Raw genomic sequence first — 22,857 nt, 5'->3', positions numbered from 1 at the left:
ACATCGTTGGGTTTTACAACAACGAGCGGCTGCACTCGAAACTGGGATATCTGCCACCGACCGTTTACGAGCGGGCGATGGCGTCGAAACCACCTATCGAGGTGTCCGGAATTAGTTGACCACTACAATATAGCGCTTCCAAACACTTGGATTCAGCGGAAAAACTCAACTCCATTCCTTCCTCTGGCTCAATATCAAGCCAGTTCCTCCCTTTATAAAGCTCTCGCAAAGGCATATTGGGAATGATGCCCTCTGAGACCAGGGACTCATAAGGGCGCCCCAAGCTTTTGATCCACAGCGCAATCGTTGTGGCGTCCATTTAGTACCACCCTTGTTGTTGATTCAGTTGATGTAACTGCTCTCGGGCCACCTCAATTTCAGCATCAGAATAGCCTTCCTCCAGCAATCCGCGCTTGATCGAATCGACATTGCTATTAACTGCCCCCCGTAGCGGTAAGACCTTAACCCAATACTCAGCACACCCTTCCTGCGCTTTGGCATGGCAAGAGTAGAAGCCTTCCAACTTTTGCTTGAGGATCACCGGTGATCGGTTGTGCCAGGGCCTAGAGCGGCCTGGCGCTGGCTGCCTGTTTGCCTTTTGGGCCCTCGACAACCTCATATTCCACCTGTCGTTGAACCACTTCACTGTGCCAATTGCCATTACCCCTCTCCCGAACCGTGCATTTTCCGGCCTATCAGAGCGCGCTGCACGGGAGCTGGATACCGTCAAAGTCGACAGGCTTGAAGGGATTTTGACGGACGGTATGTGGCCACCTGGGCGATCAGGTCGCCAGTTCCGACGCCATCGCGGGCAAGCCCGACTCCCACAACAAACGGTAGGAGCCGGCTTGCCGGCGATGAGGCCGGTGCAGGCCACAACCAAACTCAAGAATCGCGGCGCAAATCCGGCGGAATCGGCAAATCCTTGAGCGGATCCGGGCGTTTGCCCTTGCCCGCGCGGTATTGGCGAATCTGATAGACATAGGCCAGCACCTGCGCCACTGCCAGATACAACCCGGCGGGGATTTCCTGGTCCAGGTCGGTGGAGTAGAAAATCGAACGCGCCAGCGCTGGCGACTCCAGCAGCAGGATGTCGTTGGCCACCGCAATTTCACGGATTTTCAACGCGGTGAAGTCACTGCCCTTGGCCAGCAGCATCGGCGCACCGCCCTTCTCCGGGTCGTACTTGAGGGCCACGGCGTAGTGAGTCGGGTTGGTGATGACCACATCGGCATCGGGCACCGAAGCCATCATCTTGCGCTGGGACATTTCGCGTTGCAGCTGGCGAATGCGCTGCTTCACTTCCGGCTTGCCTTCCTGGTCCTTGTGTTCGTCGCGCACTTCCTGCTTGGTCATCAGCAGTTTCTTGTGGCTTTCCCACAACTGGATCGGCGCATCCACCGCCGCAATCAGGATCAGGCCACAGGCCATCCACAAGGCACTCCAGCCCACCAACTGCACACTATGGATGATTGCCAGTTCCAGCGGTTCATGGGCGATGCGCAGCAAGTCGTCGATGTCTGACTTCAACACCACCAACGCCACGAACAGGATGATGAAGAACTTCGCCAGGGCATTGAGCAGTTCCACCACGGCCTTGGCCGAGAACATGCGCTTGATCCCGGCGCCGGGGTTCATCCGACTGAATTTGGGTGCCATGCTGCCAGCAGCGAACAGCCAGCCGCCGAGGGAGATCGGGCCGATGATCGCCGCCAGGAGCAAGGTGATCAATACCGGCTGCGAGGCCAGGATCGCGATTTTCCCCGAATGCAGCAGGTAGATGCCCATGGCGCGCGGGTCCAGCAACACGTCCCGGGGCAGGGAGAAGCTGTGCTTCATGATCTCCATCAGGTCCTGTGCCAGGCCGCCGCCGTAGATCAGCAGGCCGCCGGCACCGGCGAGCATCACCGCCAGGGTGTTGAGCTCTTTGGAACGGGCAATCTCGCCCTTTTCCCGGGAGTCCTTTTTACGTTTCTCCGTGGGGTCTTCTGTTTTGTCCTGACCACTCTCGCTCTCGGCCATGGCTCAGCGCGCCCGTGCCAGATCACGTAAGAACTGCAAGGCATCACTGGCCAGCGGTTGATACTGATTGAGAATGTCGGCCAGGCCGATCCAGAAAATCCCCAGGCCCAACACCAGGGTCAGTGGGAAACCAATGGCGAAGATGTTCAATTGCGGCGCGGCACGGGTCATCACGCCAAAGGCAATGTTGACCACCAGCAATGCTGTGATCGCCGGCAACACCAGAAGCAACGCCGCGCCCAGCACCCAACTGAGGCGCCCGACCACTTCCCAGAAGTGATTGACGATCAGGCCCTCGCCCACCGGCAAGGTGGTGAAGCTTTCAGTGAGAATTTCAAAGGCCACCAGGTGACCGTTCATGGCCAGGAACAGCAGGGTCACCAGCATGGTCAGGAACTGCCCGATGACCGCCACCGATACGCCGTTGGTGGGGTCGACCATGGAGGCGAAGCCCATGCCCATCTGGATCGAGACGATTTGCCCGGCAATCACGAAGGCCTGGAAGAACAAGGTCAGGGAGAAGCCCATCAAGGCGCCGATCAGGATCTGTTCGGCAATCAACAGCAGCGCACTGAGGTCCAGGGCGTTGACCGGCGGCATCGCTGGCAACGTGGGCACGATAACCACGGTAATCGCTACCGTGAAAAACAGGCGTACACGCTTGGGGACCAGGGTCGTGCCGATCACCGGCATGGTCATCAGCAAGGCGCCCACACGAAACAGCGGCAGGATGAACGCGGCCACCCAGGTACTGATCTGGGTGTCGGTCAACGCCAGCAAGGACTGCATCAGGTCAGCCGATCAACTGCGGAATACTGCCGTACAACTGCAGGATGTATTCCATGAAGGTCTGCACCAGCCAGGGGCCGGCAACGATCAGCGTGACCAGCATCACCAGCAAGCGCGGGAGAAAGCTCAAGGTCTGTTCGTTGATCTGCGTGGCGGCCTGGAACATCGCCACCAGCAAACCCACCAGGAGGCTGGGCACCACCAGCACGGCAACTATCAGGGTGGTCAGCCAGAGTGCTTCACGAAACAGGTCGACGGCGACTTCCGGGGTCATGGCGCTATACCCCTCCGAAGCTGCCGGCCAGGGTGCCGATAATCAGCGCCCAACCATCCACCAAGACAAACAGCATGATCTTGAAGGGCAACGAGATAATCAGCGGCGACAGCATCATCATACCCATGGCCATCAGCACACTGGCCACCACCAGGTCGATGATCAGGAACGGGATAAAGATCATGAAGCCGATCTGAAACGCCGTCTTCAACTCCGAGGTGACGAACGCCGGTACCAGGATCGTCAACGGTGCCTGGTCCGGGCTGAGGATATCGGTACGCTTGGACAGGCGCACAAACAGTTCCAGGTCACTGGAGCGGGTCTGCGACAGCATGAAGTCCTTGATCGGGCCCTGGGCCTTTTGCACCGCGTCCTGGGCCGTCATTTTCTCTGCCAGGTAGGGCTGCAGGGCCTGCTGGTTCACCTTGTCGAACACCGGCGCCATGATGAACAGCGTCAGAAACAGCGCCATGCCGGTCAGGATCTGGTTCGACGGTGTCTGCTGCAGGCCCAGGGCCTGGCGCAGGATCGAGAACACAATGATGATCCGGGTGAAGCTGGTCATGAGCATGACGAACGCCGGGATAAAACTCAGCGCAGTCATGATCAGCAGGATCTGCAGGCTGACCGAATACTCCTGGGCCCCGGCCGCGTTGGTGCCCAGGGTGATCGCCGGGATCGACAACGGGTCCGCGCCGAACGCCAGGGGCGCTGCCAGCAACAGCATGAGCGTCAATAGAACGCGCATTACTTCTTATCCTTCTGGTCCTTGCCCATCAATTCCAGCAGGCGCTGGGCGAATTCCGGCGTGGCGGCCTCGGTCTGGGCCACGCTCACCGGATGCTTGAGCACGTGCAACGGGGTAATCCGGCCTGGGGTCAGGCCGAGCAGGATCTGCTCCTCACCCACCTGCACCAGCACCAGGCGATCACGCGGCCCAAGGGCTCGCGAACCGATCAGTTCGATGACCTGGGCATTGCCCGGGCCGATCCGCTGCACCCGACGCAATAACCAGGCGAGGACAAAGATCAACCCCACCACCAGCAGCAGGCCAAGCACCAACTGGGTCAGTTGCCCGGCCACGTTGCCGCCGGCAGCTGGGGCTGCGGCCTGGGCCAGCGGTTCAGCGGCGAATGCGCCCAGCGGCAGCGCCCACAAGAGTCCCAGCCAGCGACGCCCCATCTCAGCGCAGCTTCTTGATACGTTCGCTAGGGCTGATCACATCAGTCAGGCGGATGCCGAACTTCTCGTTGACCACCACCACTTCGCCATGGGCGATCAGCGTCCCGTTGACCAGCACATCCAGCGGCTCGCCGGCCAGGCGGTCGAGCTCGATCACCGACCCCTGGTTAAGCTGCAGCAGGTTACGGATATTGATTTCAGTGCTGCCCACTTCCATGGAAATCGATACTGGGATATCGAGGATCACGTCCAGGTTGGGACCATCGAGCGAGACCGGCTCATGGTTCTTCGGCACGCTGCCGAACTCTTCCATGGGCAAGCGGTTGCCCACCGGCGCAGTGGCGGCATCGGCGGCCAGCAAGGCGTCGATATCGTCCTGGCCCGCATCGCCGGTTTCTTCCAGGGCAGCCGCCCATTCATCAGCCAGGGCCTGGTCTTCGGCGGAAGTGTTTTCGTGTTCGGTAGCCATTACATGTCCTCGGTGCAGCAAAAATCATGAATTAGGAATGCATCATCGGGGTGAGTCAGCGACGGTTGATCGGCTCGACCACCTGCAACGCCAGGTTGCCCTTGTGGGAGCCGAGCTTGACCTTGAACGACGGCACGCCGTTGGCGCGCATGATCAATTCGTCCGGCAGTTCGACGGGAATCACATCCCCCGGCTGCATGTGCAAAATGTCCCGCAGGCGCAACTGGCGGCGCGCCACAGTGGCACTCAGCGGCACATCGACATCCAGCAGGTCTTCGCGCAGGGCCTTGACCCAGCGCTCGTCCTGGTCGTCGAGGTCGGACTGAAAGCCCGCGTCGAGCATCTCGCGCACCGGCTCGATCATCGAGTACGGCATGGTCACGTGCAGGTCGCCGCCGCCGCCATCGAGTTCGATATGGAAAGTGGAGACCACAATGGCTTCGCTGGGCCCGACGATGTTGGCCATGGCCGGGTTCACTTCCGAGTTGATGTACTCGAAATTGACTTCCATGATCGCCTGCCAGGCTTCCTTCAAGTCGATAAAGGCCTGTTCCAGCACCATGCGCACCACACGCAGTTCGGTGGGCGTGAATTCTCGACCTTCGATCTTGGCGTGCCGGCCGTCGCCGCCAAAGAAGTTGTCCACCAGCTTGAACACCAGCTTGGCATCGAGAATGAACAGCGCGGTGCCGCGCAATGGCTTGATCTTGACCAGGTTGAGGCTGGTGGGCACGTACAGCGAATGCACGTACTCGCCAAACTTCATCACCTGCACGCCGCCCACCGCCACGTCCGCCGAGCGGCGCAGCATGTTGAACATGCTGATACGGGTGTAGCGGGCAAACCGTTCGTTGATCATCTCCAGGGTCGGCATGCGTCCGCGGACGATGCGATCCTGGCTGGTCAGGTCATAACTTTTGACGCTGCCGGGCTCGGCAGCCATTTCGGTCTGTACCAGACCATCGTCGACACCATGCAACAGGGCATCGATTTCATCCTGGGACAGCAGGTCTTGCACGGCCATGTCGTGATCCTACTGCAATACGAAATTAGTGAAGAGCGCCTGCTCGACCACGACTTTGCCCAGTTCTTTCTGGGCCACTTCCTGCACGCTGGCAGTGACTTTCTGGCGCAGCATTTCCTGGCCCACAGGGGTGGCCAGGCTGTCGAAACTCTGCCCGGAGAACAGCATCACCAGGTTGTTGCGGATCACCGGCATATGCACCTTGAGGGCATCCAGGTCCGCCTGGTTGCGCGCCAGCAGGGAAATACTCACCTGCAGGTAGCGTTGCCGGCCGTTCTGGTTGTAGTTGGCGACAAAGGCCGGGAGCATCTGCTCGAAGATTGCCGGTTGCTTGACGTTGGTGACGGGATCGCTGGCGGGCACCGGCTTGTTCTGGGCACTGTGCATGAAGTACCAGGTAGCCCCCACCGACACGCCGATAGCCAATAACAAGGCCACGACAATCAGCAGGATCATCTTGAGCTTGCCTTTGCCTGCTACAGGTACTGTTGCTGCGTCGTCACTCTTCGCCATGCCAATAATCCGTCACTATTCGGGGTTTCATAGATCCACGGGAAGGCAAGAGCAAGTGTTATGCCAGAGTTGTCGGCAAGGGCGATGAGATCAACGGTAGGAGCCGGCTTGCCGGCTCCTACATGGGCGGCGTCGGTTTCGGGTCAGGCGTAGTAGTCCACGGCACTGGAGCCGATCACCGATTGCACGAGCGGAGCGGCCACTTCGCTCACGTCGCCAGCGATGCCGCCATCATGCCCGTCGCTGTGTCCACCCGTGCCACTGACACCACGCGCCTGGTTCTGCTGCTCCTGGCCCTGACCCTGCCAGCCACGGGACTGGTCGGACACGTTAACGTCGACCTGGCCCATGCCCTGCTGGGCGAACATTTCCCGCAGGCGTGCGGACTGACTTTCCAGCGCCTCGCGCACGATGGCATGGCCGCTCATGAAGTTGACCTGGGCCTGCTGGTCGGCCGTCATGCTCACCCGAATATCCAGGCGTCCCAGCTCAGCAGGCTGCAATTGGATATCGGCAGACTTGAGGTTGGCGCTGGACAGGTACATGACCCGGTTCACCACTTCCTCGGTCCAGCCGCTCTGGTGCATGGCCAGTGGCTGGTTGTTCAGTGGCAAAGCGTTGGCGGTCTTGGGCGTGGCCGCCTGGGTCAGGGCGGCCAGGCGATTGGCAAAGTCATCGACGCGCGTGTCGCTGCTCGCGCCCTTCAAATCCTTGAGGCCCTCTTCGATCAGGCCGCTGAAAGCCTTTTCGCCCCCCTGGTCAGTGCTGTCCTTGGCCGCTTGCTGATCGACCATCGCGGCCAGGCCGTTGGTGAAGCTCTGCGCGGCGGTAGGTTCAGCCTGGGTCGGCAGGCTCTTTTGCGCCGCCTGGCTGCTGGCAGACACATGACCGCCCTGCTCCATCGCCAGGCGCACGGCCGGCAACGCATCCAATGGATCGGCCTCAGGATCGAAGGCTGGCGCCACTTCTTCAGCGAGCGGCGGCGTGGTCACCAACAGCGGCGTGGTGGCGTCATCCACCACGCCAGCCTGGACCGCCGCGGGCGCGGGTGTCACCGCCGCGATCAAGGCCGGATCGGCCAACGGATCGACGGCCGGCGGCTGGGCTTGCGCCAGGTCCTTGTCCGCACTTTTATCGTCATCGCTGCCGGCTGCCGCGTCAGCCTTTGAGGGCGGCGTGGCAGGCAAAGTCTTGCCGCTATCGGCAACCGCTGGAGTACCAGCGGCAGGCTTGTCGTTGCCGGTATCCTTCTTGACGCTGGCATCAGCCGGCTTGTCGCGGCTCGGCTTGGGCGCCATCTCCACAGCCTTGGTGGGTGCCGCCTTGGACTCCTTGGCGAACACCTGCGCAAAGCCTGGCGCTTTGGCCCGCGCATCCGCGGCCGTTGCCTGGGCATTGGCGGGGGAAGCCTGAGGCTTGACCGCAGGGGCGGCCTGCAGGAGCGAGTTGGGGGCTAGAGGCATAAGTCAGGTCTCCGCTGCGCAGGGTCGAGGGCGCAGGCAGGAGATAGAGAGCAAAAGTCGGGCCAGCTTTTTCGACCCGACCGATCAACCCTAGAACCGCTGGCGCTCCGACTCGTACAGCGGCTTGACCAGGGCAAACTCGTGATCGATCTGGTCGACCAGCTTGCCCAGGTCGGCCACCTGCGCCTTGGCCGATTCGGCTTCCAGGCGCTGGCACAGCCGCGCCAGGCGTACCGCCCCGAGGTTGCCGCTGCTGCCCTTGAAGCTGTGGGCGATACGCCCCAGGGCCTTGGCATCATCGCGCGCCTTGCGCAGCGCTTCGACGCGTTTTTGCGAATCGTCGAGGAACGTGTCGAGCAAATGGGGGTATTCGCCCTCCATCACTTCCTGCAAACCTACCAATACTTCAGGGTCCATATGTATCTGCGTCACTTGTTCGCTCCTTGATCAAGAATCGGCGGATTATGCCAGAGCCTCCCAGCAAAACTCCACGCACACACTGCGCCCGCCATCCGCCCAGCGTACATGGCTGCACAGTTGCCGGACCAGGTTCAGCCCGCGCCCGGACAGACGGTCGATATCCAGTGGCCGCGCCAGGACGCTTTCCACATCAAAACCCGGGCCACTGTCCTCGATACGCAGGCTCAGGCGGCCACCCGCCTGCGTCGGCAATACATCCACATGCACACGTATGTAGCCATTGCTCAACAGCGCCAGGCGTTCATTGCGCTGGCGATAATAGTCGGTGAAGCCCTGCACATCGCGCTTGAGCCGTGAGTCCAGGCCCAGTACGCCATGTTCGAGGGCGTTGGAATACAGCTCGGCCATCACGCTGTACAACGCTGCGCTCTGGTCACGCAGGCCGTGGATCTCCAGGAGCAGTTGCAGCAAATACGGTAACGGGTTGTAACGCTTGAGGGTCTCGGCCCGAAACTCGAAGCTCACCGACCAGTCCAGCGGGCATGACTGACCGCTATCGGTGTACTGCATGGCCGAGGAATGCAGAGCCTGCTCGGGCAGCAGGCTGATTTCCACCAGGCTGACATCATCACGCACCTGCCCACGAAACCCGGCCAGGGCTTGTTCGATTTCCTCAAACAGGCATCCCGGCTCACGATTGGCAGCGAACACCTGCAGCAAGCGCTCTACCCCAAACAACTGTTCGTTGGCATCGGCCGTATCAATCACCCCATCGGACAGCAGGAACACCCGGTCACCCAGGGCCATCGGCCAGACTTCAGTACCATCATCAAAGACTTCGGGCGCCAGCACGCCCAACGGCAAATGCCGCGACACCAGCGGCGTGCGCCTTCCCGTGGCGACTTCATGCACATAACCATCAGGCATCCCGCCGTTCCACACTTCCACCACCCGCCGCTGCACACTGAGGCACAACAGCGTGGCGCAACAGAACATATCCACCGGCAGGATGCGCTTGAGCTTGGCGTTCATTTCCCGCAGGGTCTGCGCCAGGCCATAGCCCTTGGCGGTCATGCCGTAGAACACCTCAGCCAGGGGCATCGCACCGACCGCCGCCGGCAAGCCATGGCCGGTGAAATCGCCCAGCAACACATGCATATCGCCCGACGGCGTGTAGGCCGCCAGCAGCAAGTCGCCATTGAACAGCGCATAGGGCGATTGCAGGTAACGGATGTTGCGCGCAGCGTTCAGGCAGCCGGAATGGGCAACCTTATCGAACACCGCCTTGGCCACCCGCTGCTCATGCAGCAGGTAGTCATGGTGCCGGGCAATCAGGTCGCGCTGCTGCAGCACCGTGGCCTGCAGCCGGCGCAGACGGTCCATGGCGTTGATCTTCGCCGCGAGGATGATCCGGTTGTAGGGCTTGGCCAGGAAGTCATCGCCACCGGCATCCAGGCAACGGGCCAGGGCCTGGCTGCCACTCAGGGACGTCAAAAAGATGATCGGCACCAACGCCTCGCCCGCCAGTTGCTTGATCTGCCGGGCGGCTTCAAAGCCGTCCATCACAGGCATCAACGCATCCATCAAGACCAACTGCGGGCGCTCGCGGGCGAACAACTCCACCGCTTCCTGGCCGTGACTGGCGGTGATCACCCGATGGCCCTGGCGCCGCACGATGCTCGATAGCAGCAGCAGATCGGCGGCGCTGTCTTCGGCGATCAGCACAGTCAGGGTTTCAAGAGCCTGGGCGCTCAAGTGATATCGAACAGCTTTTCGAAGTTGGAGATAGCGAGGATCTTGCGCACGTCAGAGCTGCTGTTGATCACACGCACATCGCCGCCCTCGCCACCGGCATGGTCACGCAGTAACAGCAGCATGCCCAGGGCAGAACTGTCGAGGTAGGTGGCCTCTTTCAGGTCCACGATGTAGGTCTCGGGGACCTTGTAGAACCGTTCGTAGGCATCGCGAAAAGCCTGGTGACTGCCGAAATCGAACCGGCCTTTGACGGCAATCGTCAACTGCTTCCCATCCAGGGACACTTCTGAGGTGACTGACATACGACTGCTTCCTTGTCGTGGGATGTGCAACAAGGTTTAGCAGCAGATCAGGGCACAGGCAAACTCACCCCGGCTCCTGCGGGCGTGATGAGAGGTGTGGCTAGGATTGATCCTGGCGCGGCAGGCGCTGGGACAGTTCATCGAGCAGCTTTTGCTCGCGCTTGTCTTCCAGCGCCCGAGCCTCGTCGATGTAGCGCTGCACCAGCTTGCGCAGGCCTTCGACCCGGGCGTAGGCCTGTTGCCAGCCTTCGCGGGCCTTGTCGAGGTTGTTCTGGTGCCAGACCAGACTCTGGCGCTGCTGGCCGACGGCGCTTTCCAGTTGGTTGAGAAAGTGCTGATAGTTCATCAGCCATTGCCCGGAGACGCCCTGACTACCGCGATCGATCCATTGTTGCTGGTATTCGCCCCGAAAGCGCTCCAGGTCGCCCAGCTTGCTCTCGGCCAGGCGCACCTGGCCCTGGAAATGCCCCAGGCGTTGGGCGGCGGTGCGCTCGGCACTTTCGGCCATCTCCACCACGGGAGCAAGGCGCGCGGCGCGACTGTTGGCCATGGCCGCTTAACCGCCAGGCGCAGGCGCAAACACCGACGCCAGGTGTGCTTCGCTTTCAACCATGCTGATGTTGTCGTTCAGCCCCTGGCGCAGGTAGCTCACCAGTTGCGGTTGCAGGGCAATCGCCAGGTCGGTCTCACGGTCACCACCGGCCACATAGGCGCCGACGCTGATCAGGTCGCGGCTCTGCTGGTAGCGCGACCACAACTGCTTGAACTGCTGGGCGCGAGTCATATGCTCGGCGCTGACCACCGACGGCATCACCCGGCTGATGGACGCCTCGATATCGATGGCCGGATAGTGCCCTTCCTCGGCCAGGCGCCGCGACAGCACGATATGCCCATCGAGCACGCCCCGCGCCGAGTCGGCAATCGGGTCCTGCTGGTCATCGCCTTCGGACAGCACGGTGTAGAACGCAGTGATCGAGCCACCACCGGCCTCGGCATTCCCCGCGCGCTCCACCAGCTTGGGCAGCTTGGCGAACACCGACGGCGGATAGCCCTTGGTCGCTGGCGGCTCGCCAATGGCCAGGGCGATTTCCCGCTGGGCCTGGGCGAAACGCGTGAGGGAGTCCATCAGCAACAGGACGTTCTTGCCCTTGTCGCGAAAATATTCGGCAATCCGCGTGCAGTACATGGCGGCGCGCAGGCGCATCAGCGGCGCATCATCCGCCGGGGACGCCACCACCACCGAGCGTTTGAGGCCTTCTTCACCAAGGATATGCTCGATGAACTCCTTCACCTCACGGCCCCGCTCACCGATCAGCCCGACCACGATGATGTCGGCCTCGGTAAAGCGCGTCATCATGCCCAGCAGCACACTCTTGCCCACGCCGGTACCGGCAAACAGGCCCAGGCGCTGGCCGCGGCCGACCGTCAATAATCCGTTGATACAGCGAATGCCCACGTCCAGCGGCTGGCTGATGGGGTTGCGCTTGAGCGGGTTGATGGTCGGGCCGTCCATCGGTACCCAGTCCTCGGCCTTCATCCCGCCTTTGCCGTCCAGCGCACGACCGGCGCCGTCCAGCACGCGACCGAGCATGCTCATGCCCATCGGCAGGCGCCCGGTGTCGGCCAGCGGTACGACCCGCGCGCCCGGCGCAATGCCGGCGAGGCTGCCCACCGGCATCAGGAAGATCTTACTGCCGGAAAAGCCCATGACTTCCGCCTCCACCTGCACCGGGTGGTAGCTGTCATCGTTGATCACCAGGCAGCGGCTGCCCATGGCGGCGCGCAGGCCTTCGGCTTCAAGGGTCAGGCCGACCATGCGCAGCAGGCGACCCTCAAGGATGGGCTGGCCGGGCAATTCGGTGGCTTCGATATAACCGCCCAGGCGCTTGGCGAAACTGGTGCGGTCAAGGCGCATCAGGCGCGTCCAGGTCGATGTTCAGGTCAGGCGCCGCCGGGTGCAGGGCCTGTTCGTGCAACTGGTCGAACAGCTTGGCCATGATCTGCGCGATACGTGTCTCGACCGTGGCATCGATGCGGCTGTGTTCGGTCTCGACCCGGCAACCACCGGGCTGCAATGCGGCATCCTCGACAATCCGCCAGGTTTCCTCATGGCGCTCGCGCAGGGCTTTGACCTGCTCGAAATCCTGGGGGTTGATGTACAGCCGCACATTGCCCACGCCCAGGGGCAGCAGCTTGAGGGCTTCGCGCATCACGCTTTCGATATGGCTGGAGTCCAGCACCAGTTCACGCTGGATAACCTGGCGAGTGATGTGTTCCACCAGGCCGACCATGGCTTTTTCCAACTGCGAGTCCTGCTCGGCAATCGGCGCAAACAGGTTGCCCATCAGGCGTTCGAGGCTGGCCAGCTTTACCTGGAGGGCCGCGTCGGCTTCCTGGCGGACCTTGAGGGTGGTGCTATGGAAACCCTCTTTTTCGCCGGTGGCAAAGCCTTCGTTGTATGCCTCCTGGCGGATGCTTTCGAGCTCTTCGAGGGTCAGTGGCTGGACTTCTTCCAGCGGCACTTCTTCCATTTCCACCGGCACTTCTTGCACCGGCTCGGGTTCGGGTTCGGGCTTGTGCGGATCGAAGCTGGGCAGCGACCAGACGTCGAACCCGCCGACGTCCCGGGCGCGAATCAGGTCGCTGGGCGTCTCATCATTGTTCGACATGCGCTGGGCCTTAGATCATTTCTTCGCCGCCCTTCCCGCCGAGGACGATTTCTCCGGCTTCGGCCATACGGCGGGCAATGGTGAGGATTTCTTTCTGTGCAGTTTCCACGTCGCTGACGCGCACCGGGCCCTTGGCTTCGAGGTCGTCGCGCAACAGTTCGGAGGCGCGCTTGGACATGTTCTTGAAGATTTTCTCCTTGACGCCTTCATCCGACCCCTTGAGGGCCAGCACCAGCACATCGGAGGACACTTCGCGCAGCAATGCCTGGATGCCACGGTCGTCGACATCGGAGAGGTTGTTGAACACGAACATCAGGTCTTCGATCTGTACCGACAGGGTATCGTCGATCTCGCGGATCGAGTCCATCAACTGACCTTCCACCGAACTGTCGAGGAAGTTCATGATGTCGGCCGCGCGCTTGATACCCCCCAGGGTGGTGCGTGCCGCGTTGGAGTTGCCGGAGAACTGCTTCTCCAGGATCGTGTTCAGCTCTTTCAGGGCCGCCGGTTGCACGGTGTTCAACGACGAGACACGCAGGATGATATCCAGGCGCACTTTATGATCGAAATGGCCAAGCACTTCGCCGGCCTGGTCCGGGTCCAGATAGGCCACGACAATCGCCTGGATCTGCGGGTGCTCGTAACGGATCACGTCCGCCACCGCCCGCGGCTCCATCCATTTGAGGCTGTCCAGGCCGCTGGTGTTGCCGCCCAGCAGGATACGGTCGATCAAGCCGTTGGCTTTGTCTTCGCCCAGGGCCGAGGTGAGCATCTTGCGGATGTAGCTGTCGGAGCCGACGCCCAGGCTGGTCTGGTCGCCGACGATCTCGACGAACTCGCTCATCACCTGCTCGACTTGCTCGCGGTGCACATTGCGCATCTGCGCCATGGCCACGCCGACCCGTTGCACTTCCTTGGGGCCCATATGGCGCAGCACTTGGGCCGCGTCGGTCTCACCCAGGGACAGCAACAGCACGGCGGCTTTGTCGACCCGGGTCAGCTTGGCAACAGAGGCTCGATTATCACTCATCTGCGTTGATCCACTCTTTCACGACCTGGGCCACACGGCCCGGGTCTTCTGCCACCAGACTTTTGATTGCATTCAACTGCGCGTCATACCCTTCGCTCGGGCTTGGCAGCAGAATGCTCTGCGGCCCGCCGAGGCTGACGCGGTCGTTGGCCAGTTCGCCATCCAGGCCGCCCATGCCACCCAACTCCACATCACCGAACGGCGCCAGTTGCTTCTTGCCGTGGCCGGTAATGTTGTTGAGCACAGGGCGCAGCACGCCAAACACCAGCACCAGGATGAACAACACCCCCAGCACTTGCTTGACGATGTCCCAGAACCAGGGTTGAGAGTAGAACGGAATATCGGCAATCACCTCACCGCGCTCCAGGGAGAACGGCATGTTGATCACGCTGACGCTGTCGCCACGGCTGGCATCGAAGCCTACGGCGTCCTGCACCAGGCGGGTGAAACGTGCCAATTCATCGGCACTCCACGGGGCCCGGGTGGTTTCACCGTTGGCGGCGTTGATCTTGACCTGGTCGTCCACCACCACCGACACCGACAGGCGGTTCAAGCGCCCTTGCTGTTGCTTGGTGTGGCTGATGGAGCGGTCCAGCTCGAAGTTCTTCGTGGACTGCTGGCGCTTGTCGGCCGGGTACGGCGCAAGCATCGGCTGGCCGGTGGCCGGGTCCATGATCTGCTGGCCGTTGGCATCCAGCAGCGGCTGACCTGGTTGCACGGCGCCGGCGGTCGCGGCGGCGCCACCGGTGGTTTGCGGGGCGCTGGCCGGCGCTGGCGGCTGGTTGCTCAGGGCGCCAGGCACCCCTTGCGGGCCATTGGCGGCGGTGCGTTGTTCGCTGGTCGATTGCTCGCTGCGCAGGGCCGGCTGGTCGGGGTTGAACTGTTCGGACGTCGACTCGACGGCGCTGAAGTCCACGTCGGCAGACACTTCAGCCTTGTAGCGGTCGTTGCCCAGTACCGGTTGCAGGATGTTGTGTACGCGCTGGGTCAGCATGCTTTCCATGCGGCGGCTGTAGTCGAACTGCTTGCCGGCCATGGTCAGTGCGGAGTTTTCCGCCTGGTCGGAGAGCAGGTTGCCCTTCTGGTCGACCACGGTAATTTGCGACTTGCTCAACTCAGGAACGCTGGTCGCCACCAGATTGACGATGGCCAGGACCTGACCCGGCTCCAGGGAACGCCCGGCAAACAACTCGACCAATACCGAAGCGCTGGGCTTGCGCTCGTCGCGCACAAATACCGAGCTTTTCGGGATGGCCAGGTGCACACGGGCACCCTTGACGTTGTTCAAGCTGGCGATGGTGCGCGCCAGCTCGCCTTCCAGGCCGCGACGGTAGCGGGTGGCTTCCATGAACTGGCTGGTGCCCAGGCCCTGGTCTTTATCGAGGATCTCAAAACCAATGTTGCCGTCGGTAGGCGCCACGCCGGCGCCGGCCAGCTTCAAGCGCGCACGGGCGACATCGTCAGCCTTGACCAGCAAGGCGCCGGAGTTGGGCTCGACGGTGTAGGCGATATCGGCGGCGGCCAGGGTTTCCATGACCTGCTTGGCGTCCATCCCCGCCAGGCTGCCATAGAGTGGCCGGTAATCGGGCTGCTGGGACCACAACACCACGGCAAAACCAATCGCCACGCTGGCAGCCAGGCCGACCATCAGGCCCACCTGACGCAACATGGTCATTTCGGAGAGGTTTTCCAGGAACGACAGGCCAAACAGCGGCGGCTTGCCGTCTGCCTTGGCGGGTGCGTTATCCACGACTGCTTCTGCCATGACTTAAATCTCGTCCTTAAACCGGCATCTGCATGATGTCTTGATAAGCCTGAACCAGCTTGTTACGCACCTGGGTCAAGGCCTGGAAGGAAACGCTGGCTTTCTGCGAAGCGATCATCACGTCGGTGAGGTCCACGCCGCTCTTGCCGATTTCAAAGGCGCTCGCCAGTTGGCTGGAGGCCTGCTGGGTATCGCTGACTTTGTTGATGGCTTGACCGAGCATGTCGGCAAAGCTGCTTTGGCCCAATTCCGGCACGTGCGCGACGGATTTCGGCTGGGACATGGCGTCCATTTGCATGGAACGCATATCCAACATCAACCGATTGAACTCAACACCTTGGCTCATGAACTTCTCTCTCCGACGACCCGCAATTTTTTGACACTACGCAGCGGTTAGTACGGGTGGTAGCAACAAGGGTGCCAGCTCCATGGCAAGTCGTAAGAAAAGCCGACAAACCTTGTCAGCTGATGTGTATCTCAGCTGGCGAAAAGGAACGCTTCCACGTCCATCCCGGCATCGCGCATTTGCGCCAGCTTGTAGCGCAGGGTGCGCGGGCTGATACCCAGGCGCTCGGCCGCCTCTTTGCGGCGGCCACGCTCGGCACGCAGGGTGTCGATGATCATCTGGAATTCGCGGCGACGCAGGTCGTCGCCCAGGCCGCCAGCGGCCTCGGCCGGGGCACTTTCCAGCGGGGCCGGGGCCAGGCTCGGGGTCGGCGCAGTACCCGCGCCGACCGCCAGGCAGAAGTCCTGGGGCTGGATCAGGCCGCCCTGCTGCAAAATCAGCGCGCGCTGGATCGCATTGTCCAGCTCGCGCACGTTGCCAGGCCATGGGTAGCTGATCAGACACGCCTGGGCTTCGGCCGACAGGCGCGCCTGGGCGTGCTTCATTTTATTGACGTGCTTGCTCAGCAGGCGCTCGGCCAGCGGCACGATATCGGCCGGGCGTTCACGCAGCGGGCGCCAGGCCAACGGGAAGACCGAGAGCCGGTAGAACAGATCTTCACGAAAACGCCCCGCCGCCACTTCGCCGGCGAGGTCGCGGTTGGTGGTGGCGACCACGCGGATATCCAGCTGGATCGGCTTGCGCGCGCCGACCCGCTCCACTTCACGCTCCTGCAGCACCCGCAGCAGTTTGGCTTGCAGACCCAGGGGCATTTCCGAAATTTCGTCGAGCAGGATGGTACCGCCGTCGGCCTGCTCGAACTTGCCCGCCTGGGCCGCGATGGCGCCGGTGAAGGAGCCCTTTTCGTGGCCGAACAGCGTGGCTTCGAGCATGTTGTCGGGGATCGCCGCGCAATTGATCGCGATAAAGGGCTGCTGGGCGCGCCCTGATTGCTGGTGGATATAGCGCGCCAGCACTTCTTTGCCGGTGCCCGACTCGCCGGAAATCAACACGGTGGAGTCACTGCGCGCCACGCGGGCCGCGAGCTCCAGCAATTGTGCGCTGGCCGGCTCAAAAGCAATCGGGCCGTCTGCCTCGCCGGCTGGAATCACCCCCAGGGCATGCCGCGCCACCAGTTCGATCAACGCCTTGGGCTCGAACGGTTTGACCAGGTAATCCGCCGCGCCCTGGCGCATGGCATCCACTGCGCGCTCGACGGCGCCATGGGCGGTCATCAGCAGCACCGGCAACTGCGGCTGGCGTGCGCGCAGCAGCGCGAGCAACTGATGGCCGTCCATGCCAGGCATGTTCACGTCGCTGACCACCAGGCTGAAGGCTTCTTGCTCCACCGCCGCCAAGGCGTCCTCGGCAGAACCGACCGCCCGATAGTCATGGCCCGCCAGCAGCAGCGTGTCAGCCAATGCCTCACGCAGGGCACGATCGTCTTCCACCAACAGAACCTTGATAGCCATAGCCTTTTACTCCGCGCTTGCCGCGCATGAAAACAGCGGCAAGGTCATCAATGCACAAGTGCCACGCCCCAAGCGGGAACGCAGTTGCAATTCTCCCTGATGGGCGCGCGCCACGGCCTTGACCACCGTCAGGCCGAGGCCCGTACCGTTGGTCTTGGTGGTGAAAAACGGTTCGCCCAGGCGCTGCAGCACTTGCGGCTCGATACCGCTGCCGCTGTCGCTGATGCACAGGCGCAGGGTTTGCGCACGGGCGTACACATGCACCTTGAGCCGCGCACCGGGGCCGCTGGCCTGGGTCGCGTTTTCGATCAGGTTGAGCAGCGCGCCCACCAGGGTGTCGCGGTTGCACAGCAATTCGCCTTGGTGGCTGTCGCACTGCCAGCGCACATTGGCGTCCTGCACATGGGTGGCGGCCGCCGCTTGCAACGCCTGCATCAGGCCGGACGGCGTGATGCGGTCGGTCAGCGGCAATTCGCCGCGGGCAAACACCAGCATGTCGCGCACCTGGTGCTCCAACTCATGCAAGCGCTCCTTGAGGCGTCCGGCAAAACGCTGGTGGGTGTCGGCGGGCAATTGCTCATCAGTCAAATGACTGGCGTAGATCAACGCTGCCGACAACGGCGTGCGGATCTGATGCGCCAAAGAAGCGACCATCCTACCCAGCGACGACAAGCGCTCATGGCGCGCCAGTTGGTCTTGCAGGTGACGGGTTTCAGTCAGATCGTTGAGCAGCACCAGTTGACCGGGCTCCGCGTCGAGGGAGCGAGTGGCGATGGACAAGCGGCGCCCATCCTTGAGGGAGATTTCATGGCCGTCATCTTCACGCGGCGCGAAGCAGCGGCTGATCACATGGCGCCACAGTTCGCCCTCCAACGGCAGCCCGAGCAGGTCGCAGGCGGCCGGGTTGGCTTCGCGCACACGGCCCTGGTCGTCGATGACGATCACACCGCCAGGCAACAGATCGAGCAGGTTCTGCAGACGGTTGGCCAGGCGCTCTTTCTCGGCCAGCTCTTCCATGCGCTGGGCACTGACCACCGCCAACTCGCCCTTGAGCTCGGAGACCCGCGCTTCCAGCAGGCTGTAGGAGTCAGTCAACTGGCTGGACATCTGACTGAACAGCGAGAACGCCTGCTCAAGGCCATGCCGGCTGAGCTGTTCGGCGGACGGGACAGGCCCCTGGAGTTCAGGGGCCAAAGGTAGTTGGGCGGCGTGGGGCATCATGCTCTCTCGCTTGGCTGACCGTCAGTTAAACGGAACGTTGCGAGGGCTGTAGCAATACCCGTGCCTAAAAAAATACGCTTATTTTTCAGTTAGTTGAAAAACAGGCGTCAATCATCTGCCTGTTCATCACCGTCTCGGCGGCTCATCCCGTACTTGCGCATCTTTTCCACCAGGGTGGTTCGACGGATACGCAGGCGCTCGGCCGCACGGGCGACGATGCCGTTGGCGTCGTCCAGGGCCTGCTGGATCAACCCTTGCTCGAGGTTGCCGAGGTAGTCTTTGAGGTCCAGGCCTTCCGGCGGCAGCATCGCGTTGGCACCGAAGTCCGGGGTATGGCCGTTGAAGGCAATCCGCTCTTCCATGTCGCTGCGCAGGCTGTCCACCAGATGCTCGTCTTCTTCGTCGACGTAGCGGAATTTCTTCGGCAGCTCGACCACGCCGATCACACCGTAGGGATGCATGATCGCCATGCGCTCCACCAGGTTGGCCAGCTCGCGGACGTTGCCCGGCCAGCCGTGACGACACAGGGACATGATCGCTGCCGAATTGAAGCGGATCGAACCGCGCTTTTCGTGCTCCATGCGCGAGATCAGTTCGTTCATCAGCAGCGGGATGTCTTCCACGCGCTCACGCAGCGGGGCCATCTCGATCGGGAACACGTTGAGGCGGTAATAGAGGTCTTCGCGGAAGCTGCCGACCTCGATCATGCTTTCGAGGTTCTTGTGGGTGGCCGCAATGATCCGCACGTCAACGCTCTGGGTCTTGTTGCTGCCCACGCGTTCGAAGGTGCGCTCCTGCAACACGCGCAACAGCTTGACCTGCATCGGCAGCGGCATGTCGCCGATTTCGTCGAGGAACAGGGTGCCGCCGTTGGCCAGCTCGAAACGCCCGGCACGGCTGGTGATCGCCCCGGTAAAGGCGCCCTTCTCGTGGCCGAACAGTTCGCTTTCGAGCAGCTCTGCCGGGATCGCCCCGCAATTGACCGGCACAAAGGGCCCGTCGCGGCGCTTGGAGTGATAGTGCAGGTTGCGCGCGACCACTTCCTTGCCGGTGCCCGACTCGCCGAGGATCAGCACACTGGCGTCGGTATCGGCCACTTGCTGCATCATCTGGCGCACGTGCTGGATCGCCCGGCTGGTGCCGACGAGGCTGCGGAACAGGTTGGGTTCGCGGTGACGACCGCGCTCACGGGCCTGGTCGTACATCTCGCGATAGACCTGGGCGCGGTGCAGGGAGTCGAGCAATTTGCTGTAGCTGGGCGGCATTTCCAGGGCGGACAACACCCGGCGGCGCTGATCTTCCGGCAGGTCGAGCGAAGAAATATCGCCCATCAGCAACACCGGAAGGAACTCATCCCAGGTTGACAGTGTCTTTAACAAGCCCAGAACTGCGCCAGGAGCGTTTACCGTCCCGATCAGTACACAAATGATTTCACGGCTCGAGGACAACGAGCTGACCGCCTGCTGCCAATCATGGCTACCGCAGGGCAGATTTTCTTCGCCAAGAAAATTTAAAATCACCGCTAAATCGCGGCGGCGGACGCTATCGTCATCAATCAGCAGAATTTTGGTTTCACGCCACATGCAATAGCAACTTCCCTAGTAAAACGCTCTGCCCAGAGTGCGGGCTATCTAGATGCCTGTAAGACTTCTTACCTTACTAGACGTCTGAAATCTGAAAACAGCACTAGTTAAGTCAAAAATGCTGGCACAGTCAAATATATGACGCGCCGGTCGGATTAACTGCGCCCGTTCAACCGAACAGATGGTAAACCTTTGACGCACTTTTCGCTTGGTTGATCTGCGACATCTCTTCGAAAATCGCCTGGCGCTCGCCCGTCGTCACTTCGAGCAATTGCTGATAAACCACCAGCAGGCTCTCCAACTTTTCACGCAACGCATCTTCATCCACCGGCGCCTCATTGAGCACCTGCTCGATCACGTCGCGACAGCCCATATCGAGTTCGCCAATGGCATCCCAGTTACGGTCTGCCAACGCGCCCATCAGCGCCTCACGGGTTTCATCAATGCGTTGCAGTGCATGGCTCATGACATATTCCTCAAGGCCGTCAGGCCCTTCTCTGCTGCGCCTTATTCGGTGACAGCTTGTGGCGCGGCGATAGCATCCCAGCCTTCTTTCACGGTAATCAGCAAACGAGCGACTTCGTCGATCATGTCGGCATCGTTGTGCAGGTTCGCTTCCATCAGACGGTTGGTCATGTATGCATACAGGCTTTCCAACTGCTGGACATAAGCCGGGTTATCGCTCTTTTGCGCATCCAGGCCGTCACGCAAGCCGATCACGATGTCGATGGCCTTGCCGAGCATCAAGCCCTTCTGGGCGATGTCGCCACGCGCCAGTGCGCCCTTGGCTTGGGCCATACGGTCAAGCCCGCCCTCCATCAGCATCTGCACCAGACGATGTGGGCTGGCTTCGGAGATCTGAGCATGGGAATTGACCTTCTGATATTGGCGAAGGGCTCTCATGGGATTCATGTTTCTACCTCGTGACAGGCGACAGCAAAAAGGATTTCAGTAACCAATATGTCGACTGGGTCGCAAAAAGCTTTAGCCCCAGTCATCCCGCGATAAAAAAGCCAGGCAGGTTGCCTGGCCCTTTCTATCACATAGGGATCAACTATCGGACTTGACGTTGTTCAACGCATTGAGCGTGGTCATGACACTGGTGCTTTGCTGGCGCAATTGAGCGACCAGAGTATCCATGGCGTTGTATTTGGCCGACAGGCTATTGGTGAGCAGAGTCATGCGCTCATCCAGGGAAGACTGTTGCTTGGTCAGGTCCTTCAACGTGTCGGACAGCGTGGTGGAACGCGTCGCCAGAATACCGGTGCTCGCCTTGGCGTAATCATCAGTGGCGTTTTTCATGCGCGCCAATATGCCCTTGTCACCGGTAAACATGCTGTTGATATCGGCCGAGTTGGTTTTGACCGCGGCATCCCACTTCTTGTCATTGATCGACAGCAGACCGGTGGAGGAGTCGGTGGTGACACCAAACTGAGCAAGGGACTTGAATGTGCCGGTACCCGACAGGGCGTTGAACTCATTACGGATCGCGCTTTGCAGCGAACGCATAGTCGAGTCACTGGTCAGTGCCGCCGCAGTGATGGAGCCGTCAGCGTTGGTCGTTACCTTTGTCTCGGCGTTCATCGCAGTGATCAAGGCGTTGTAGGTGTCGACAAACCCCTTCACGCCCGACTTGAGCGCGGTGTTGTTGGTACTGACCGTAATGAGCGTGGCGCTTCTCTCGGGGTTGGTGCTGGTATCGCCAGCCGTCTTGAGCGCCGAGACCGATACCAGCTTGATATCTACACCACTGAGGGCGCCGGTAATCGTGTTGGACTTGGAGACCGCAGCAATACCGTCGATGCTGTATTTCGCATCCTGAGGCGTGTCGACCACCGTGGCGCCGACATCCAGCCCGGACGTACCCGATAGCGTCAAGTCGGAGCCTACGCCCATCGTGGTGGACGTCAGAATCAAACGCGAGCCATTGGAGTCGGTCAGGATGTTGGCGCTGAGCCCGGAGGTTGAAAACTGCGTGTTGATCGAATCACGCACCTGCTGCAGCGTCGCGCCGGAAGGAATGCTTACATCGTAGTTCTTGCCGGACTGACTGATGGTCAGCGTGGTGGGCTTGTCCGTGGTATTCACCACGGTCGACGTGCCACCCGCGAACGTTGCGCTCGACAACTTCGACGGTTGGGCCAATTGGTTGACCACCAGACGGAAGCTGCCATTGGAAGCCGTGTTACTGGCGGTCATGGTGGCGACTTTTTCATCCGAAGACGAACCGGTGAGACCGGTGAAACTGCTGCCTGCGGACATACTGTCCAGCGCGCCGCGAAAGGCATCCAGCGCCGCCTGAATCTTGCCGATCGAAGACAGCGTGGTGGTCGCCTTCTGGGACGCGGTATTGATCTGCGTTTGCTTGGGCACCTTCTCGGCGTTGACCAAGGATGTCACGATCGATTGCGTATCGATGTTTGAACCGATACCACTTACCGTTGAACCCGCCATCATCTATCTCCTGTTCGGTGGCTGCCGTTATCTTGACTGGTTACGCTTCAAGTCATGACAGCAAC

26 protein-coding genes are annotated in these 22,857 nt (G+C 61.3%); all 26 read right to left on the bottom strand.

Annotated features, from left to right (window positions below; genetic code table 11):
• Positions 1-64: 64 nt before the first annotated feature.
• Positions 65-319, bottom strand: coding sequence for a hypothetical protein (locus BLL38_RS13705; RefSeq protein ID WP_242627610.1), 255 nt, complete (start codon positions 317-319; stop codon positions 65-67).
• Positions 320-541, bottom strand: a complete 222-nt coding sequence (locus BLL38_RS30525) for a hypothetical protein (protein ID WP_130898221.1) — start codon at positions 539-541, stop codon at positions 320-322. It abuts the gene before it with no gap.
• Between the two features lie 344 nt (positions 542-885).
• Positions 886-2,022, bottom strand: coding sequence for a flagellar biosynthesis protein FlhB (gene flhB / locus BLL38_RS13695; protein ID WP_076963047.1), 1,137 nt, complete (start codon positions 2,020-2,022; stop codon positions 886-888).
• 3 nt (positions 2,023-2,025) lie between these two features.
• Positions 2,026-2,811: a flagellar biosynthetic protein FliR gene (gene fliR, locus BLL38_RS13690; RefSeq protein WP_038446990.1), complete on the bottom strand. Its 786-nt coding sequence runs from the start codon at positions 2,809-2,811 to the stop codon at positions 2,026-2,028.
• 4 nt (positions 2,812-2,815) lie between these two features.
• A complete protein-coding gene (gene fliQ, locus BLL38_RS13685; RefSeq protein WP_038446989.1) occupies positions 2,816-3,085 on the bottom strand; it encodes a flagellar biosynthesis protein FliQ in 270 nt (89 codons plus the stop codon).
• A 4-nt stretch (positions 3,086-3,089) separates the two neighbouring features.
• Positions 3,090-3,833, bottom strand: coding sequence for a flagellar type III secretion system pore protein FliP (fliP, locus tag BLL38_RS13680; protein ID WP_038446988.1), 744 nt, complete (start codon positions 3,831-3,833; stop codon positions 3,090-3,092).
• Entirely contained in the window at positions 3,833-4,267 is a 435-nt protein-coding gene (gene fliO, locus BLL38_RS13675; RefSeq protein WP_038446986.1) for a flagellar biosynthetic protein FliO, read from the bottom strand. The genes fliP and fliO overlap by 1 nt, the downstream gene beginning before the upstream one ends.
• Position 4,268: 1 nt before the next feature.
• Positions 4,269-4,736: a flagellar motor switch protein FliN gene (fliN, locus tag BLL38_RS13670; protein WP_029292534.1), complete on the bottom strand. Its 468-nt coding sequence runs from the start codon at positions 4,734-4,736 to the stop codon at positions 4,269-4,271.
• A 55-nt stretch (positions 4,737-4,791) separates the two neighbouring features.
• A complete protein-coding gene (gene fliM / locus BLL38_RS13665; RefSeq protein ID WP_029292532.1) occupies positions 4,792-5,760 on the bottom strand; it encodes a flagellar motor switch protein FliM in 969 nt (322 codons plus the stop codon).
• A gap of 9 nt (positions 5,761-5,769) precedes the next feature.
• Positions 5,770-6,273, bottom strand: coding sequence for a flagellar basal body-associated protein FliL (gene fliL / locus BLL38_RS13660; protein WP_038446984.1), 504 nt, complete (start codon positions 6,271-6,273; stop codon positions 5,770-5,772).
• Positions 6,274-6,416: 143 nt separating this feature from the next.
• Entirely contained in the window at positions 6,417-7,736 is a 1,320-nt protein-coding gene (locus tag BLL38_RS13655) for a flagellar hook-length control protein FliK (RefSeq protein ID WP_038446982.1), read from the bottom strand.
• 90 nt (positions 7,737-7,826) lie between these two features.
• Positions 7,827-8,168, bottom strand: a complete 342-nt coding sequence (locus BLL38_RS13650) for an Hpt domain-containing protein (RefSeq protein ID WP_038446980.1) — start codon at positions 8,166-8,168, stop codon at positions 7,827-7,829.
• A 30-nt stretch (positions 8,169-8,198) separates the two neighbouring features.
• A complete protein-coding gene (locus tag BLL38_RS13645; RefSeq protein WP_038446978.1) occupies positions 8,199-9,911 on the bottom strand; it encodes an ATP-binding SpoIIE family protein phosphatase in 1,713 nt (570 codons plus the stop codon).
• Entirely contained in the window at positions 9,908-10,213 is a 306-nt protein-coding gene (locus tag BLL38_RS13640) for an STAS domain-containing protein (RefSeq protein ID WP_038446976.1), read from the bottom strand. The genes BLL38_RS13645 and BLL38_RS13640 overlap by 4 nt, the downstream gene beginning before the upstream one ends.
• 100 nt (positions 10,214-10,313) lie before the next feature.
• Positions 10,314-10,763, bottom strand: a complete 450-nt coding sequence (gene fliJ, locus BLL38_RS13635; protein ID WP_038446974.1) for a flagellar export protein FliJ — start codon at positions 10,761-10,763, stop codon at positions 10,314-10,316.
• Between the two features lie 6 nt (positions 10,764-10,769).
• Positions 10,770-12,128 (bottom strand): flagellar protein export ATPase FliI, encoded by a 1,359-nt coding sequence (gene fliI, locus BLL38_RS13630; protein WP_038446972.1) that lies wholly within the window; start codon positions 12,126-12,128, stop codon positions 10,770-10,772.
• A complete protein-coding gene (fliH, locus tag BLL38_RS13625) occupies positions 12,118-12,882 on the bottom strand; it encodes a flagellar assembly protein FliH (protein ID WP_038446970.1) in 765 nt (254 codons plus the stop codon). Before fliH ends, fliI begins: the two co-directional genes overlap by 11 nt.
• A gap of 10 nt (positions 12,883-12,892) precedes the next feature.
• Entirely contained in the window at positions 12,893-13,912 is a 1,020-nt protein-coding gene (gene fliG / locus BLL38_RS13620) for a flagellar motor switch protein FliG (RefSeq protein WP_029292514.1), read from the bottom strand.
• Complete coding sequence (gene fliF, locus BLL38_RS13615) at positions 13,905-15,677, bottom strand: flagellar basal-body MS-ring/collar protein FliF (protein WP_038446968.1); 1,773 nt, start codon at positions 15,675-15,677, stop codon at positions 13,905-13,907. Before fliF ends, fliG begins: the two co-directional genes overlap by 8 nt.
• 16 nt (positions 15,678-15,693) lie before the next feature.
• The gene (fliE, locus tag BLL38_RS13610; protein WP_038446966.1) at positions 15,694-16,023 is read right to left on the bottom strand and encodes a flagellar hook-basal body complex protein FliE; all 330 of its coding nucleotides are present in this window, start codon (positions 16,021-16,023) and stop codon (positions 15,694-15,696) included.
• Between the two features lie 131 nt (positions 16,024-16,154).
• Positions 16,155-17,534, bottom strand: a complete 1,380-nt coding sequence (locus BLL38_RS13605) for a sigma-54-dependent transcriptional regulator (protein WP_076963046.1) — start codon at positions 17,532-17,534, stop codon at positions 16,155-16,157.
• A 6-nt stretch (positions 17,535-17,540) separates the two neighbouring features.
• Positions 17,541-18,752 (bottom strand): sensor histidine kinase, encoded by a 1,212-nt coding sequence (locus tag BLL38_RS13600; protein WP_076963048.1) that lies wholly within the window; start codon positions 18,750-18,752, stop codon positions 17,541-17,543.
• Positions 18,753-18,862: 110 nt separating this feature from the next.
• Positions 18,863-20,338, bottom strand: coding sequence for a sigma-54 dependent transcriptional regulator (locus BLL38_RS13595; RefSeq protein ID WP_017845374.1), 1,476 nt, complete (start codon positions 20,336-20,338; stop codon positions 18,863-18,865).
• 169 nt (positions 20,339-20,507) lie between these two features.
• On the bottom strand, positions 20,508-20,804 hold the full coding sequence (gene fliT, locus BLL38_RS13590) for a flagellar protein FliT (RefSeq protein WP_076963045.1): 297 nt from the start codon (positions 20,802-20,804) through the stop codon (positions 20,508-20,510).
• A gap of 41 nt (positions 20,805-20,845) precedes the next feature.
• On the bottom strand, positions 20,846-21,250 hold the full coding sequence (gene fliS, locus BLL38_RS13585) for a flagellar export chaperone FliS (RefSeq protein WP_076963044.1): 405 nt from the start codon (positions 21,248-21,250) through the stop codon (positions 20,846-20,848).
• A 138-nt stretch (positions 21,251-21,388) separates the two neighbouring features.
• Positions 21,389-22,792 (bottom strand): flagellar filament capping protein FliD, encoded by a 1,404-nt coding sequence (gene fliD, locus BLL38_RS13580; protein WP_076963043.1) that lies wholly within the window; start codon positions 22,790-22,792, stop codon positions 21,389-21,391.
• Positions 22,793-22,857: the final 65 nt, after the last annotated feature.

This window comes from Pseudomonas gessardii, assembly GCF_001983165.1.
Taxonomy (GTDB): Bacteria; Pseudomonadota; Gammaproteobacteria; order Pseudomonadales; family Pseudomonadaceae; genus Aquipseudomonas; species Aquipseudomonas gessardii.
This window is presented reverse-complemented; position numbering and strand designations above follow the sequence as displayed.